The 16,501-nt window shown below is 44.3% G+C and carries 17 protein-coding genes; 13 read left to right on the forward strand and 4 right to left on the reverse strand.

Annotated elements, in window-relative coordinates; genetic code table 11:
• Positions 1-136: 136 nt before the first annotated feature.
• The 3 genes from V7K31_RS19825 to shc form a co-directional block, all read right to left on the reverse strand.
• Positions 137-2,617: a hypothetical protein gene (locus V7K31_RS19825; protein ID WP_335096325.1), complete on the reverse strand. Its 2,481-nt coding sequence runs from the start codon at positions 2,615-2,617 to the stop codon at positions 137-139.
• A 75-nt stretch (positions 2,618-2,692) separates the two neighbouring features.
• On the reverse strand, positions 2,693-2,854 hold the full coding sequence (locus tag V7K31_RS19830; protein ID WP_335096326.1) for a hypothetical protein: 162 nt from the start codon (positions 2,852-2,854) through the stop codon (positions 2,693-2,695).
• 138 nt (positions 2,855-2,992) lie between these two features.
• Positions 2,993-4,909, reverse strand: coding sequence for a squalene--hopene cyclase (gene shc, locus V7K31_RS19835; RefSeq protein ID WP_335096328.1), 1,917 nt, complete (start codon positions 4,907-4,909; stop codon positions 2,993-2,995).
• A 136-nt stretch (positions 4,910-5,045) separates the two neighbouring features.
• Here shc and V7K31_RS19840 point away from each other — a divergent pair, with 136 nt between their 5' ends.
• The 4 genes from V7K31_RS19840 (at position 5,046) to V7K31_RS19855 (ending at position 7,484) form a co-directional block, all read left to right on the forward strand.
• Positions 5,046-6,257, forward strand: a complete 1,212-nt coding sequence (locus tag V7K31_RS19840; protein WP_335096330.1) for a glycosyltransferase — start codon at positions 5,046-5,048, stop codon at positions 6,255-6,257.
• Positions 6,258-6,302: 45 nt separating this feature from the next.
• Positions 6,303-6,539 (forward strand): hypothetical protein, encoded by a 237-nt coding sequence (locus V7K31_RS19845; protein WP_335096331.1) that lies wholly within the window; start codon positions 6,303-6,305, stop codon positions 6,537-6,539.
• A complete protein-coding gene (locus V7K31_RS19850) occupies positions 6,536-7,291 on the forward strand; it encodes a nucleotidyl transferase AbiEii/AbiGii toxin family protein (RefSeq protein WP_335096333.1) in 756 nt (251 codons plus the stop codon). The genes V7K31_RS19845 and V7K31_RS19850 overlap by 4 nt, the downstream gene beginning before the upstream one ends.
• 67 nt (positions 7,292-7,358) lie before the next feature.
• Entirely contained in the window at positions 7,359-7,484 is a 126-nt protein-coding gene (locus V7K31_RS19855; protein ID WP_335096334.1) for a hypothetical protein, read from the forward strand.
• On the opposite strand, the gene V7K31_RS19860 is transcribed toward V7K31_RS19855, so the two are convergent.
• On the reverse strand, positions 7,473-7,823 hold the full coding sequence (locus V7K31_RS19860; RefSeq protein ID WP_335096336.1) for an ArsR/SmtB family transcription factor: 351 nt from the start codon (positions 7,821-7,823) through the stop codon (positions 7,473-7,475). The genes V7K31_RS19855 and V7K31_RS19860 overlap by 12 nt on opposite strands.
• An 81-nt stretch (positions 7,824-7,904) precedes the next feature.
• Between V7K31_RS19860 and trxA the strand changes: the two genes are divergently transcribed.
• The 9 genes from trxA to V7K31_RS19905 all read left to right on the forward strand — a co-directional run bounded on the left by trxA (position 7,905) and on the right by V7K31_RS19905 (position 16,461).
• Complete coding sequence (gene trxA / locus V7K31_RS19865) at positions 7,905-8,228, forward strand: thioredoxin (protein ID WP_335096338.1); 324 nt, start codon at positions 7,905-7,907, stop codon at positions 8,226-8,228.
• A 169-nt stretch (positions 8,229-8,397) separates the two neighbouring features.
• Complete coding sequence (locus V7K31_RS19870; protein ID WP_335096340.1) at positions 8,398-9,192, forward strand: SDR family NAD(P)-dependent oxidoreductase; 795 nt, start codon at positions 8,398-8,400, stop codon at positions 9,190-9,192.
• Positions 9,193-9,317: 125 nt separating this feature from the next.
• Positions 9,318-10,430: an alkene reductase gene (locus V7K31_RS19875; RefSeq protein WP_335096342.1), complete on the forward strand. Its 1,113-nt coding sequence runs from the start codon at positions 9,318-9,320 to the stop codon at positions 10,428-10,430.
• 300 nt (positions 10,431-10,730) lie between these two features.
• A complete protein-coding gene (locus tag V7K31_RS19880; protein ID WP_335096344.1) occupies positions 10,731-11,396 on the forward strand; it encodes a nitroreductase family protein in 666 nt (221 codons plus the stop codon).
• 443 nt (positions 11,397-11,839) lie between these two features.
• Positions 11,840-13,138 (forward strand): MFS transporter, encoded by a 1,299-nt coding sequence (locus V7K31_RS19885; protein ID WP_335096345.1) that lies wholly within the window; start codon positions 11,840-11,842, stop codon positions 13,136-13,138.
• Positions 13,139-13,185: 47 nt separating this feature from the next.
• Positions 13,186-14,046 (forward strand): formylglycine-generating enzyme family protein, encoded by an 861-nt coding sequence (locus V7K31_RS19890; RefSeq protein ID WP_335096346.1) that lies wholly within the window; start codon positions 13,186-13,188, stop codon positions 14,044-14,046.
• Positions 14,047-14,241: 195 nt separating this feature from the next.
• Positions 14,242-14,466: a hypothetical protein gene (locus tag V7K31_RS19895; RefSeq protein ID WP_335096348.1), complete on the forward strand. Its 225-nt coding sequence runs from the start codon at positions 14,242-14,244 to the stop codon at positions 14,464-14,466.
• Between the two features lie 503 nt (positions 14,467-14,969).
• Positions 14,970-15,659 carry an SDR family NAD(P)-dependent oxidoreductase gene (locus V7K31_RS19900; protein ID WP_335096349.1) on the forward strand — a complete coding sequence of 230 codons (690 nt, stop codon included), beginning with the start codon at positions 14,970-14,972 and terminating at the stop codon, positions 15,657-15,659.
• A gap of 34 nt (positions 15,660-15,693) precedes the next feature.
• A complete protein-coding gene (locus V7K31_RS19905) occupies positions 15,694-16,461 on the forward strand; it encodes a class I SAM-dependent methyltransferase (RefSeq protein ID WP_335096351.1) in 768 nt (255 codons plus the stop codon).
• The last annotated feature ends 40 nt before the right edge of the window (positions 16,462-16,501 follow it).

Below are 16,501 nucleotides of genomic sequence, written 5' to 3' on the forward strand. Positions count from 1 at the left end.
GAGTCGAACTGGTTTCAGGCAAGATTATAATTTTCACTTAAAAATTTTCAGTTAATTAAGTAGTTAATTACTTTGAGGTGTTTATGACTTCTACGGTTCTTTTGTGGGTATTTTTTGTCTAAGTCCCATTAATCAACTACGCTTGAACGATGAAGTCTGAAGCTATCAAAGTCGGCGCACCATTCAGAGTCGCAAATAGACCACCGCTACCAAAACCAGCCGCGCTGCCATTTTGGTTGTAGAATAATTGCCCACTCACAGCGTCATACACAATTTTCGCCGTGCTGGTCGCTGCTGAAGAAGTAATCTTAAAATCACTGGCGTTACTAAAACCTGTTCCCACAGCAGAAGTAATAGCACTAAAGGTAGTCTTATCCAGAATAATTTTATCACCTTGGGAGTGTTGGAAATCAGCGATCGCATCTTGACCAACAGCGATACTGGCAAAAGAAGCATTAGTATTGTACAGAAATATGTCAGCACCCGCACCACCAACAAGGGTATCATTGCCTGCAGCACCAATCAGGGTATCATTCCCAGTACCACCACGGAGATAATCGTTGCCACTTTTGGCATCGATGATGTCATCACCTCCCTGACCATTAATCACATCGTTAGAATTGTAAAAACCCGTGATGTTATTGTTAAGGTCATTGAGGAATGTAACCGTATTTTTGTTAAATAAGTTAGTTTGAGTGGAGTTGGCATCGAAGACATCAAAACTGTCGGTGATGGTGGTTTGCCCATCAAACAGGATATTGTCAATAGCAGGTCTTGCTTGATAAATTGGCAAGTTATCCAGATTTTCTAACTGAAAGTTTTGCAGGGTGATTTTATTATCAGCTACATTTTCAAAAGTGACTTCTGAATTATTGCCGTTTTGAGTTAATTGCAGATTTTGGGCTGTTAAGCCACTCCCTGTAAATTCCAACGTGTCCACGTTCCTAATCACAGCCCTTGATGGATTTTTGCCTTTACCTACACCACCAAAATCAGTGATGATGTCATTGCCATCGCCAGGGCGAATCACAAACTTATCTTGACCACCATTGCCTGTCAGGGTATCGTTACCAGCTAAACCATCAATGATGTTGTTGCTAGCTGTGTCTACAAGAGTATCTGCACCAAGAGTTCCTGTAAGATTAGGAGTGTTGACCCCGATATTTGGCCCCCCAAATAATACATAGCTTTGCCCAGCACTGGGGCTGTCGTTGGATGAAGTAAAAGGTGCGCCTATAATCAAGTCGTCAATACTATCAGCGTTGACGTCCCCTGCATTACTGACTGAAAGACCTATGGCACCATCCCCAGGAATGGTGAAGCCATTAGTGCCATTCAAGTCGGAGAGGTTTAAGCTGCCACCACTGCCTACATTCCTCCCCCCAAACACCACATAGGTTTGCCCAGCATCAGGTGCGCCTATAATCAGGTCGTCAATACCATCAGCGTTGACGTCCCCCGCATTACTGACTGAGGTGCCTGAGAAGCTATTCTCAGTAATACCGTTAATGGCAAAGCCATTAACGGTATTCAAGTCAGAGAGGTTGAAGGAGCCGCCACTACCGACATTTTTACCCCCAAATAGCACATAGGTTTGCCCAGCTTGAAAGATGCCGTTGACGGGGGCACGAGGTGCGCCAATAATCAGATCATCAATGCCATCACCGTTGATGTCCCCCCCATTGCTGACTGAGCTACCTGATTCGTTACCCGCAGCAATGCCATTAATGGCAAAGCCATTAGTACCGTTTAAAGAAAAGACATTGAAGATGCCCCCACTGCCGACATTTTTCCCTCCAAATACCACATAGCTTTGCCCAGCATTCTCGTTGCCGTTGGGGGAGGCACGATATGACGCAATAATCAGGTCGTCAATGCCATCGTTGTTAATGTCCCCCGCATTACTGACCGACCAGCTGTCAAAGTCACCAATGCTGGTGATGGTGAAGCCATTATTGCCATCCAGAGATGAGGGGTTGAAAGTACCGCCACTGCCGACATTTGTCCTCCCAAACACCACATAGCTTATCCCATATCCCCCAATAATTAAGTCGTCAACACTATCGTTATTGATGTCTCCTGCATTGCTGACCGACCAGCCTATTGTGTTATTTTGACCAATTCCGGTGATGGTGAAGCCATTAATGCCATTCAAGTCAGAGAGGTTGATAGCGCCGCTACTGCCAACATTCGTCCCCCCAAACACCACATAGCTTTCCCCACTTTGACCGATGTCGTCACGAGAAGCAAAAGGTGCCCCAATAATCAAGTCGTCAACGCCATCGTTGTTGATGTCTCCCCCATTGCTGACCCACCTCCCTGAGAAGTCACTTCCAGCAATGCCGTTAATGGCAAAGCCATTAGTGCCATTCAAGTCAGAGAGGTTGAAGATGCCGCTACTGCCGACATTCGTCCCCCCAAATACCACATAGCTTTGTCCAACAAAATTTTTGCCGTTGCGGTTGGTATAAGGTGCCCCTATAATCAGGTCGTCAATGCCATCATTGTTGATATCCCCTGCATTGCTAACCCTGTAGCCTGACTCGCCACTAAAGCCGTTTATAGTAAAACCGTTGCTGCCATTCAAGTCAGAGAGATCAAATGATGAATTAGCCATGATTTTCTCCTATAGTCAGGGAGTAAGATTCAAAGGTCTAAACTTGAAATTCCGTGTTCTAAACTGAAAGTATTGTTATAAACCTGCAATAGCATTGTATCGACTAACAATGGCATTGCATTGATTGACAATGGCATTGCATTGACTAACAATGGCATTGCATCGACTAACAATGGTCATTGCATCGACTGACAATGGCATTGCATTGACTGACAATGGCATTGCATCGACTGACAATGCTATTTCTGTCGATGCAATGCTTTGTATGAGAATGAGGAAAGCCTTATCAACCTAGATTTTTAGCACTTGTGCGTACACCGTAGCTCTTACCAAGGGGAGAATTGGGGAGGTAGGGCAAACACATATAAATTACTTTTAACCTTTTTTAATCACTGTTTGGTAGCGACCCAGAGCGATTAAAGGAAAGTATTGTTGATACAGATGATACTTGAGATAAAAATGGCAAGGGAAGCCAGTACCTGTAAAATCTGCCTCAAACCAAGTACCATCGGGCTGTTGAGTTGCAACTAGATAGCCAATTCCCTGCTCAATAGCCTCAAAAGCTAATTTATCAGTTGCTTCACCTGCTGCTATTAACCCAATTAAAGCCCAAGCAGTTTGAGATGCAGTACTGTTTCCTTTCCCTTTTAGACTGGGATCATCATAGCTGCGGCAAGTTTCACCCCAACCACCATCTGGGTTTTGACATCCCACTAACCAAGCTGCTCCCCGTTCTATACTGAGTTTATGCCTTTGAGGATCAATTAACGCCAAGGCTGACAAAACGCCACTAGTGCCGTAAATATAATTTACACCCCAACGACCAAACCAACAGCCTTCGGTTTCTTGTTCGCGCAGAAGATAAGTAAGCGATCGCTCTAAATTATAACTATCAATTGACAAATCACAAGCACCCAGCATTTCTATTACTCTAGCCGTAACATCTGCGGTGTTTGGATCAATCATGGCTTTCAAGTCCCCATAGGGGATAGAGTTAAGCCAATCTTGATCGTTATCCAAATCGAAAGCAGCCCACCCGCCTGGTTTACATTGCATAGATGCAATCCAGTTTAACGCACGAGCGATCGCAGCCTGCTTAATTTTTTCATTGGGGAGTTTCGCCAAATGTAAAGCCATCACCACCACCGCCGAGTCGTCTACATCGGGATAAAAGCGATTCTCAAACTCAAAAGCCCAAGCCCCTGGTTTTCCCTGGCGATTTTTGACAGCCCAATCTCCGTAATCTAAAATTTGTTTTTGCAGCAACCATTCTCCAGCCTTTACCACAGCCGGATCATCTGGTGCAAAACCAGATTCTACTAAGGCACGCATCACCCAAGCTGTATCCCAAACGGGTGAAACACAAGGTTGTACCCGATAGCTATCCTCTGTTTCAATGGCAAAGTTATCAATTGCTTGCAAACCTCGTTCCACAATCGGATCGCTTCGGTCATAATCCAGACAGCGTAAAGCTAGCATTGAATTCAACATCGCCGGAATAATGCCGCCCCAGTCGCCTGTAGCTTCTTGGCGCTCTAAAATCCATTTTTCGGCGGCTTTGATGCCTTCTTCACGGAAGGGTACTAAATTCAGGCGTTCTGCCAACTTGAATCCCCGATCAAGGGTGAGGAATAAATCTGTCCAATCACCAGTTTGGGGTAATTCCCACCGGACTTGATCAACACCTTCAACGTATAGCTCATCTAGGTTGATAGTTGGATCGGTGATAAAAACAGGTTTGCGATCGCATACAATCAGCAAAGGCACAGTACTAGAACGTGCCCAGCTAGACATTTCATAAATATTGACGGGGAAAGCTTTTGGCAACAGCATCACCCAAGCTGGTAGCGAGGGGATACCGCGCCAGTTGTAGCAGCCAATCAAGGCTAGGTGCAACTTGGTAAAAATCCGAGTTTTGCTGATACCGCCCCGTTGGAGAATAAAGGCTTGCGCCCGAATCATCGCCGGATCGGTTGCTGGTACACCTAGCAGCCTCAGCGCCATGTAGGCTTCAACTGAGGTGCTAAGTTCTCCGCCATCACCGTAAAAAAGTTCCCAACCGCCATGCTGCTGTTGCTCTTGACGCAGATATGCTGCAACTTTGTGTAAAGGTCTGCCTTGGTCTGTTCCCCAAATTTTATGCAGAAGGACGACTTCAGCAGTGATGGTGACATTAGATTCTAACTCTGCCCACCAGTAACCTGCCAGATTTTGAATCGAAAGCAAATATTGTTGACTGGCTGCGATCGCCGTTGCGACTTGATTGACTTTTACCCTGTCTTGTGTTTGCATTAAATACTATTCAACCTCAAATAATACGTAATTCATAATTAAAACTAGTTATAAACACGGCACTACAGTAAAAATTTTTTTCCTATATCGCTAGACATAGTATTCTGTCTGAGTTACTCAGAATTTGCAATAGGTCATGGGTGTAATTGTATTAGGATTGATGCTCTTATCCTTAACAATTTGGTTGGGGTTACTGTGTTTTTGGGGGCAGTTTTGGCGAGTAGACCAGCAATTAGAGATTGGAGAAACTCAGCTAAAATCGTTGCCTGTAGTTTGTGCGGTGGTTCCAGCCCGTAACGAAGCTGATTTGATCTCAACCAGCTTGCGATCGCTCCTCCTTCAAGACTATCCTGGTTCTTTCAACGTGTTTTTAGTAGACGATCGCAGCACAGACCGGACAGCAAATTTTGCCGAAGGGGTTGCACACGCTGTAGGTAAACCTCAGCAATTGCATATTATCTCTGGCGTTTCACTGCCTCCTGGTTGGTCGGGCAAACTTTGGGCAGTTGAGCAAGGTATAAACAGCGCGAGTTTATTTGCACCTGACTATTTTTTGCTGACCGACGCAGATATTGAACATGATCCTGGTAATCTTCGCCGACTCGTTGCGAAAGCTGTAGAGGAAGATTTAGACTTGGTTTCTGTAATGGTGCGACTCAGGTGTGAAAGCTTTTGGGAAAAACTTTTGATTCCAGCTTTCGTGTTTTTCTTCCAAAAACTCTATCCCTTCCGTTGGGTGAATAATCCCAACAATCCCACAGCCGCCGCAGCTGGGGGATCTATTCTGATCGCCCGTGAAGCTTTAGAGCGAATCGGCGGTATTCAAGTCATTCGCCAAGCTTTAATTGATGATTGCGTCCTTGCTCAGGCTGTTAAGAAGAGTAGGGGAGTGGGAGATAACACGACTTGCCCAATCCGCAGTCAAGGGCGTATCTGGCTAGGATTGAGTACTTTAACTTGCAGTCTGCGTCCCTATGATTCCTTAGCGACGATTTGGGATATGGTTGCTCGTACTGCCTATACCCAACTGAATTATTCTCCATTACTACTAGTGGGAACTTTGGTGGGAATGCCTCTGATTTATCTAGCTCCCCCTCTGTGTGTAATTCTGGGTGCAGTTTGGAGCAATTGGGCGATCGCATTTACAGGTTTATTAGGATGGCTGTTAATGTCCTTGGCTTACTACCCGACGATCCGCTTTTATAAATGTTCTCCTTGGTTAGCATTTAGTTTACCAGCGATCGCTTTTCTCTATACCCTGATGACTATAGACTCAGCACTCCGTCACTGGCAAGGGCGCGGCGGCGCTTGGAAAGGAAGAGTTTACCCTAGTTCGGATAATTTATAATTGGGATAAAATTAAAGTAAGCCGAAAGTGGTTGATAAAAAAATTATGACAACCGCAACATCAACAAATAATCCTATTATTGTCCCCAAAAAGCTGCCTTTTCTGGAATCAATTTGTTGGCAGACCGCCGATGTATATCGGTTTACTGTAGAGGAAATGCTGAGTCGCTATGAGCGTGGCTGGCAATATCGCAACCTATTTAATAATCTTGAGGGTGAAGAACTCAATTTTCTTAAGGAACTCGCCAGACGCTATAAATCCTGGTTGCAAGTTTGTTTATGACCTTCAGATTTGAACACCATAATAAAATTCTCACAGTTCTTGAATGCTTAGATTCTGACATACTTAGGAAGGGTTCGGCTTACTTCGGTGGCGGAACCCTTCTTGCGTTGGAGTTTGAAGAATATCGCTGGAGTAAGGACATTGATTTTATTGCTTCTGTTGGTACAGAAGGCTATAAATATCTGCGTACAGTGGTATTTGAGGGTGGACATGAAGCATTATTTCGGAATTTAAGTAAAATTCAACTTGGACGTAGCACAACTGACCAGTATGGAATTCGGATGATAGTTTTTGTGGATGATATGCCGATTAAAACGGAAATTATTGCCGAAACTCGTTTTCAACTAGACCCACCAAGATATCCAAACTGGTCACTCATTCCCTGCTTAAGCTTCAATGACTGTTTTACCTCTAAGCTGCTGTCAAATTCTGACCGTTACATGGATAACAGCGTTGAGGCAAGAGATTTAATTGATCTAGCAATTCTCAGGCTGCAATCTCCAATCCCTCAAGCATCAATTGAGAAGGCTGAAAAAGCCTATGAGGTTATGCGCCCCTTGAAAAAAGCGGTCGAACTATTCCAGGGAAGACCAGATTACAGGGAGAAATGCTTTCTCGGTCTGCAAGTTGATCAAGCTCAGATACCCAAAATTATCGACGGTATTGATTTACTCTCTACAGATTTAGGTTTATCTCATACTCCAAGGGTTTTTCGAGAACAACATGATATCTTTGCTGATTTAGAAACATAATTTGAAAAACGAGAAGATTCTTAAACAGGTAGAGCCAATGCCCAATACCCCTCATCAGTGCTGAGTTTTGAGTGCTGAGTGGGGAATCTCACTTCTTTACTCGAAACTCGCAAAAGAGGAACTCGGAACTATTTTGCCCAATGCCCAATGCCCAATGCCCAATGCCCAATGCCCCATGCCCCTAAATTCTTGAAGCTGTTTGTTGAGTACTGGCGGGGCTAACAGGCAATGGTTGGGCGGCTTTCAATACCGCATCCAGCAACCCTGGAAACAGCACCTCCAAATCTTCACGCCGCAGGATGTTAATGTGATGTGTCCCCGATTTCCGTGTCAAGACTATTCCCGACTGCCGCAAAATCTTGAAGTGATTGGACATGGTAGACTTAGCGATCGCAAAATCAAACCTCGCACAGCATTGTTCGCCCTCAGTCGCCAGCAGCCGCACAATCTCTAGCCGCACTGGATCGCCCAATGCATACAGCACTCCCGGTAAAGAAATATTTTTTCGATCTGGATGATAAAGAAATCTCATACTTGCATTATCTCATCAGGTGGCATATATTTTTATTATTCGATATTATCGAATTATAGAATTAATGAGGAAGGCAATTTTATGTCATCCATTACAAATGTCACGGAAGCCACATTCAAGCAAGAAGTCTTAGAAAGTGAAATTCCGGTCTTAGTGGACTTTTGGGCACCCTGGTGCGGCCCTTGCCGGATGGTGGGACCAGTAGTCGATGAAGTTGCTACTGAATACGAAGGACAGGTTAAATTTGTGAAGCTGAACACAGATCAAAATCCTACTGTCGCTAGCCACTATGGAATTCGTAGCATTCCGACGCTGATGGTTTTTAAGGGAGGTCGGCAGGTAGATACTGTCGTTGGGGCAGTCCCAAAAACCACCTTGAATAAGACCTTAGCACAGTATCTTTAATCTAAGTTAAGGGCATTGGGCATGGGGCAATTCAATTTTGGATTTTGGATTTTAAATTTTGGATTAAATTTCAATTCTTTAATCCAAAATCTAAAATTCTTGCTCCCCCTCCTCCCCAGTTGCCACTCCCAGAGTATTCTGTTTCTTGAACTAACGGGGAAAGAGCGAAATGGACTTGAAATTACATGGTAAATCCGCGCTGGTGAGTGGCTCAACCGCAGGTATTGGTTTGGCGATAGCTCAAGGGTTAGCCCAAGAAGGTGCATCAGTGATTGTCAACGGTCGGTCTGAAGAACGAGTAGCAGATGCGATCGCTAAAATTAAGCAAAGTACACCCGACGGGAAAGTTTCTGGTGTTGTTGCTGACGCAGGCACTGCATCAGGGGTAGAGCAACTCGTTCAAAAAGTTCCTCACGTTGATATCCTCATTAACAATGTCGGTATTTATGAGCCGAAAACCTTCTTCGATATTACTGATGAAGACTGGTTAAAGATATTTGAAGTTAACGTCTTAAGTGGAGTCCGTTTGAGTCGGCAATATCTGCAAAAGCAGCTAGAGCAAAACTGGGGGAGGATAATTTTTATCTCCAGCGAATCTGGCGTTCAAATCCCCGTGGAAATGATTCACTATGGCACCACTAAGACAGCGCAACTAGCCATTGCACGAGGTTTAGCAGAAATGACTGTTGGGACTGGAGTCACGGTAAACTCTGTCCTACCAGGACCAACCCGTTCAGAAGGAGTTGAAGATTTTATTACCAAGTTGGCGCAAGAACGCGGTATTAGTGTCGGTGAAGTTGAAGCTGAGTTTTTTCAAAATGTGCGTCCAACTTCCCTAATTAAACGCTTTGCAACTAATGAAGAAGTAGCAGCGATCGTAGTTTACCTTTCTAGTCCCGTAGCATCAGCAACTAATGGTGCAGCTTTGCGGGTAGATGGTGGTGTTATTCGGTCGATTGTTTAGTATTTGAACCACATCTGTCGTAGGGGTACAGTCAACTTAACGTTAAAAGGGCGGTTAGAAACCGCGTCTACACAAACAAAACCCACCGACCTGGGTTAAAAAACTTTGAATTGGAGCAAAGCAAAATGACTAGTGATATCAACTTATTCTCTTCTTACCAATTAGGGAATCTGGAACTCCCTAACCGGATTGTGATGGCACCCTTAACCCGAAACAGGGCAAGTGAAGGAAACGTACCATATCAACTTAATGCTACCTACTACGTCCAACGTGCTTCTGCCGGACTGATTATTTCCGAAGCAACACAGGTAACTCCTGAAGGACAAGGCTATCCCGCTACACCAGGAATTCATTCACCAGAACAGGTGGAGGGATGGAAGTTAGTAACCGATGCCGTACATCAGGAGGGAGGAAGAATTTTTCTACAACTATGGCACGTAGGCAGGATTTCTCACCCAGACTTACAACCGAATGGAGCTTTACCTGTGGCACCTTCTGCGATCGCTCCGAAAGGTGATGCTGCAACTTATGAGGGGCCTAAACCCTTTGTTACTCCCCGTGCTTTAGAAACTTCAGAAATACCGCAGGTAGTCGAACAGTACCGTCAAGGAGCAGCAAATGCTTTAGCGGCTGGGTTTGATGGGGTAGAAATTCACTCAGCTAATGGTTATTTAATAGATCAGTTTCTCCGCGATCGCACCAATCAACGTACAGATAAATATGGGGGTTCGATTGAGAATCGCGCCCGATTTCTGTTGGAAGTGACAGAGGCGGTAACTAGTGTGTGGGATTCTAACCGAGTCGGAGTACGTTTTTCTCCCAGTGGGACTTTTAACGATATAGGTGACTCCAATCCCCTGGAGACATTCGGTTATGCGGCTCAAGCCTTGAACCAGTTTAATTTGGCATATCTGCATATTTTTGAGGCAACAGAGGCAGACATCAGACATGGCGGGATAATTGTACCCACCAGTCATATACGCGATCGCTTTACAGGTACACTCATCGTCAATGGTGGTTATACCCGTGAAAAAGGCGATGCGGTACTGGCAAACAAAGCAGCAGATTTAGTTGCCTTTGGCACATTATTTATATCAAATCCAGATTTACCCCGACGCTTGGCTTTGAATGCACCACTAAATCAAGCAAATCAAGCAAGCTTTTATGGTGGCGATGAAAAGGGATATACAGATTATCCATTTTGGTCAACTGCTAACGAGCCGGTAGCTAAGGCGTAATTCATAATTCGTAATTCGTAATGACGCTCGCGGACTCGCTACCGCTACGCTAACGTAATTCGTAATTATGACTTTACGACTGTTCGTTGCGCGTTTGGTAGGCAAGTCGTTTGTTCTGAAACAAGGTAATAATTTTTATTTTTGTTTGATGAATAAATACATTTGCTTGTACCCTAATTACGTTAGCCCATCGGTAGCGAGTCCGTGTATCCCTACAATACAAGCAAGCTACGCGCAGCATCTCGTAGAGAGCGTCATTACGAATTATTTGGTCAATAACTCAACTATCAGGAGAATCTCATGAGTTCCATCATCCAAACTCAACCTTTAGATGTACCCAGTGCGATCGCTAAACGCCGTGCAATCAAAACTTTTAAAACAGACCCCATCACCCCAGAACTACTCAAGCAACTGGTAGAGTTAACCGTGGCTGCACCCAGCAGCTTTAATATCCAGTCCTGGCAAATTATTCTTGTGCAAGATGAAGCGCAAAAGGCAGCATTATCAGCAGCCTCATGGAATCAACAGCAAATTATCCAAGCACCTGTAACCTTTGTGTTTGCCGCCGATCCTAACGCAGGTCAACACAACTTGACCCAAATTATAGAGCAGGCAGCCGAAACTGGAGCATGGAATGAAGGCACGGTAAACTACTTTAAAACCGCCATCCCACAATTTCAAGCTGGGTTAGGCGACAAGCGACGCGAATATGCTATCAAAGATGCCATCATTGCTGCTACCCATTTGGTGTTAGCAGCAGAAAGTTTAGGATTATCTACTTGTTTTATGAATGGTTGGATTGAGGATCAAGTAAAGGAAGTAATTGGGGCTGGCGATAATCCAGATTTAGCGATCGCAGTTTTAGTTCCTGTTGGCTATGCAGCAGAACCACGCTTAAATCCAGGTCGTTTGCCATTCTCCTCCAACGTCTCTGTAGATAGAATCGGCAACCCTTATGCAGGGTAGCTTTCCTTAAATTAGGAATGGGGTATTGGGCATTGAAGATGAGTCTTTTATACTCGCTGACGAGTCTTTGAACTCCGTGAATGAGTCTTTGAACTCTGTGATAGCGGTTCTCAGTTGGGTGAGGTACTCAAGTTCCCCACCCCCAACCCCCTAAGAGCAAGCGATGAGGGCTATGATGTACCTCATTTGATTAGGAAAAGCTATAACGAGTCTTTAATACTCGCTGATATTATGTCCGCAAATTAGTTATAATTCCCACAGTCATTGCACCCCTCCCCGCAAGCCTACGGTGTACACACAAGTCATCGAATTACCTAAAACAAAACAAAAACCTCACCCTGTCCTATCTTTAATCCCTCTCCTTACTAAGGAGAGGGACAGGTTTTGCACAGCAAAACCAGGGTGAGGTTTCTTAAGACCTGCTCCCCCCACTCCCCCCACTCATGTCCCTAGCCTCCTTATTAGCGCGTCGTTCGTTCCACTATGGCTGGCTCGTCGCAGGCTTAACATTCCTAGCCTTGCTGGTGGCAGCCGGAATTCGCTCTGCTCCTGGAGTTTTTATAGTGCCTCTCGAACAGGAGTTTGGCTGGAGTAGAGCAACTATATCTTTGGCAATCTCCATTAACTTAGTACTCTACGGATTGATAGGCCCTTTTGCCGCCACAGTTATGGAGCGGATCGGCATTCGCCGGATGATGGTGTTCTCACTTGCTGTCATTGCTCTCGGTGTCGGTTTAACCACATTGATGTCAGCTTCTTGGCAGCTAGTCTTGCTGTGGGGCGTAGTTGTCGGTAGTGGTAGTGGAGTTATCGCCCTGGTTTTGGGTGCTATTGTTGTCAATCGCTGGTTTTTGGAAAAGCGGGGTCTAGTTCTGGGCATCTTAACTGCCAGTACAGCCACGGGGCAACTAGTGTTTCTGCCCATGCTGGCCTCAGTAACCGAGCGCTTTGGGTGGCGAATTGCCGCTCTAGGTCTGACTGGTGCAGCACTTCTAATTATTCCAGCGATCGCAGCCTTTATGCGCGATCGGCCGGCGGATGTCGGTTTGCGACCCTTTGGCGACAACAGCGAAATTGTAGAAATATCTCAGCCTAGAGCAAATTCCATCGCCTCTACCCTCAACGCTCTTTGGTTGGGAATGCATAAGCGCGACTTCTGGCTGTTATTTGGTAGCTTTTTTATCTGTGGCGCTAGCACAAATGGGTTAATTGGAACTCATCTAATTCCCGCTTGTATTGACCACGGTATCCCGGAAGTCAAAGCTGCGGGACTTTTGGCAATCATGGGACTATTCGATTTTTTTGGAACTACTATGTCCGGTTGGCTATCTGACCGATGGAACAATCGCTACTTATTATGTTGGTACTACGGGCTACGGGGTTTGTCTTTGATTTTCTTGCCCTTCAGTTTCGACTTTTCCTTCTATGGACTTTCCATTTTCGCCGTCTTCTATGGACTTGATTGGATTGCCACCGTACCACCGACAGTACGCCTTGTTGCCAACGTCTTCGGTAAAGAAAATATCGGCGTTATGTTCGGTTGGATTGTCGCAGGACACCAACTCGGTGCAGCCACAGCAGCATTCGGAGCCGGAGTGTTGAGAACTTGGACGGGTAGTTATTTACAAGCGTTTATTTTATCAGGCGTTCTCTGTCTGATTGCCGCAGTTTGTGTACTGCAAATTGGTCAAACTCCCACTAAAGGCAATTCACGCTTATCTTCAGTTACGCTCAATCCTTAATCTATGAAATATCTTAATCGAATGGCACTTTAAAGAGAGGTGTTGTAATGAACTCAATGCTTGATATGGTAATAATTCCAGAAGGATCTTTTCTTATGGGCGCTGATCCTGAAGTTGAGATTAATGCTGAGTATGAAGAACAGCCTCAAAGGGAAGTATGGCTATCAACTTATGCAATTCAACGAACCCCCGTCACAGTGGGTCAGTGGCAGGAATTTTTGAGGGATACTGGTTATGACTGGTCGTATGATAATGAAACTTTGAACGCATCTTTCCGTGATTTCTACTCGTCATTGCCTAACCTAGCAGCTGAGTTTTCCCCAGGAGATATGTACCCAATAGTTTTTGTTTCTTGGTTTGATGCCTACCACTTCACTCAATGGCTGAAAGAAACTTTAGGTGGTGCGTATGCCTTACCTACAGAGGCGCAATGGGAAAAAGCCTGTCGAGGACAAAATGGACAGTTGTATCCTTGGGAAAATCAAGAGGTGGATTGGCTTGAAGAAATAGCTTTATTATACCCAGATCCTAATATTAATACTAAAGGCTCATATCCTAAGACTAATCAACCTGTTGGATGTTGCCTTGAAAAACAAAGCCCCTGTGGGTGTTTGGATATGTGGCAAAATGTATCAGAATGGTGCAGTGACTGGTACGATACCACAGGCAAATACTACCATGACCCGAATACAAATTGGGTTAATCCACATGGGGTTACAGTTGAAGAATTCAAAAAACATTGCCAGACATTAGGTTTAAGCCTAAGCGATGTTAATATGTATTCTAAAGTATATAGGGGCGGGCATCTGTTAAGTTCTGGCTGGACAAGATGTACATATCGAGGTCATCAATCTCCACGCTCCTGCGGCTCGATTATAGGTTTGAGAGTTGTGCTTAATTACCAATAGGCTAACTAATTTTTTTGGAGTCATATAACCGTATGTATTATATTGATAATCATCAATGTATTAAATATTTCTCTAGCTATTCTGCTTCCTCTGTCCGTCTTGAGGCGGCAACCCCCATTAGGCATTCCCAGTCTCAGACTGGGAACGAGATATTTAATAAAGTGCCAAAAAAATTAATTGCAGAGGATGAGTAAAATGAAAAGCGAACACGAACGTGAACAATTAATTAAAGATATCAATATACTGCTTAATCAAGCTTATGACAGTACTTTAGAGGAAATTTACGCTCTATTAAAGCGTATAGATGATGAAGAGGATGAAGACGATATAAAAGCTGTTAGAGAAGCTAGGGAAGATAGAAGCATCAACGGTACTGTGTCTTGGAAGAAATATAAAGGGCATGAGAAAGAAACTGCCTAATGTATCAAATTTAATTTACTAAGAGTGCAACAAAAGAACTAAATAAACTCCCAATCAACATTAAAAACCGCATCGATTCAAAAATTTTAAATTTAGCTACAGAACCCCGTCCAAATGGGGTTACAAAATTAAAGAATCAAGAAAACACTTATCGTATTCGAGTAGGCGAGTAGCGAGTGATTTATGAAATATATGACGATATTTTGTTAATAAGTGTAGTTAAAGTAGGGCATCGTAGTAAGGTTTATGAAGATGAAAGTTGACATACAATCAAAACTAAGAGCTTTCAACATTATCAGCGATCGCCAAAGCAAAACTTATTAATCAGCAACCGTAGAACGTATCTGCTATCCATCTCGACCAATACCAATATAATATTGTGAGCGCTGCCCTCCGCCAAAGTCTAAAGATCAGCAAGTTTCGCCCAAGGAATTTGATCAAGAAAAGAGGCGCTTGAATAAAACAAGCCTTAACTGTTTATCCTAACTAGGAGAATTAAATTTATGGCAACAACAGCTTTAATTGTCGGTGCAGGTAGTGGACTGAGCGCTTCTTTAGCTCGCCTATTTGCCAAAGAAGGATTTACCGTAGCTTTAGCGGCCCGTCAAATTGAAAAACTCACTCAATTGAACAGTGAAATTGGGGCAGTTAGTTTCGCTGCTGATGTCTCAAAGCCAGATGAAGTAGAACAGTTATTTGTAGATATTGATAATAAAGTCGGTTCCCCGAATATTGTCATTTACAATCCCAGTTTCCGGGTGAGGGGTCCTCTTGTTGATCTAGACCCTGGTGAGGTGGCAAAAACCCTAGATGTAACTGCCTATGGTGGCTTTCTTGTGGCTCAAGCTGCTACCAAAAGGTTTTTGCAACTTGGCGGTGGTGCTATATTCTTTACTGGAGCCTCAGCGAGTGTTAAGGGTTATCCTCTGTCTGCTCCCTTTGCAATGGGTAAATTTGCACTGCGCGGTTTGGCTCAGAGTATTGCGAGAGAATTAGCACCAAAGAATATCCATGTGGCACATTTCGTGATTGATGGTGCAATCCGCTCCACAGACCGCCAAGATCCAGCAGATAATCCTGATAGTACTCTTGACCCGGATGCGATCGCTCAAACTTATCTCAGCATTCTCAGCCAACCCCGCAGTGCTTGGACATGGGAAGTAGAACTACGTCCCTGGGTAGAGAACTTCTAGCCAAGACAATTGTTACAAGAATAATTTTGCAGGTATGAAAATTGATTTTGGTGCAACTGCTACTGATTATGCAAAACACCGCGCTGGCTTTCCCAGTTCATTATTTAACAAACTGTCTGAATATGGTATAGGTTTACCAGGGCAAAACATTGTTGACCTTGGCACAGGAACAGGAACACTAGCGCGGGGCTTTGCGGATAGAGGTGCTTATGTAATTGGCATAGACCCATCACTTTCACTTTTAGAACAAGCAAGCCAGTTAAGCGAATCTGCCCAACTCAAAGTAGATTATCGAGTCGCAACTGCCGAGAATACCGAGTTACCAGATGCAAGTGCGGATGTGGTAACAGCTGGACAGTGTTGGCATTGGTTTGACCGTCCGCGTGCCGTCCAGGAAATTACTCGAATATTGAGAGGAAATGGCTTGCTTGCGATCGCTCATTTTGATTGGATACCTTTAAAAGGTAATGTGGTGGAAGCAACAGAACAACTGATCAAGGCTCATAATCCAGCGTGGAATCTAGACGGCGGTAATGGATTGTATCCTCTGTGGTTAAAAGACATTGGAGAAGGAGGATTCCGAGAAATCCGCACATTTTCTTACGATGTATTTGTGTCTTATACACACGAAGATTGGCGGGGGCGAATTCGTGCTAGTGCTGGGGTGGGAGCCAGCTTGACACCAGAAAAAGTAGAAATATTTGACCAAGAATTGGCAACATTACTCGAAGCAAAATATCCCACACCAATTCTTCAGGTTCACCACAGAGTTTGGGCAGCGATCGCCAAATCACCCCATTAAATTTATAACGAAACCTCTGCGCTTCCCTCTGCGCCCCTTT

The sequence above is a fragment of the Nostoc sp. genome, assembly GCF_036917675.1.
Classification (GTDB): Bacteria; Cyanobacteriota; Cyanobacteriia; order Cyanobacteriales; family Nostocaceae; genus Nostoc.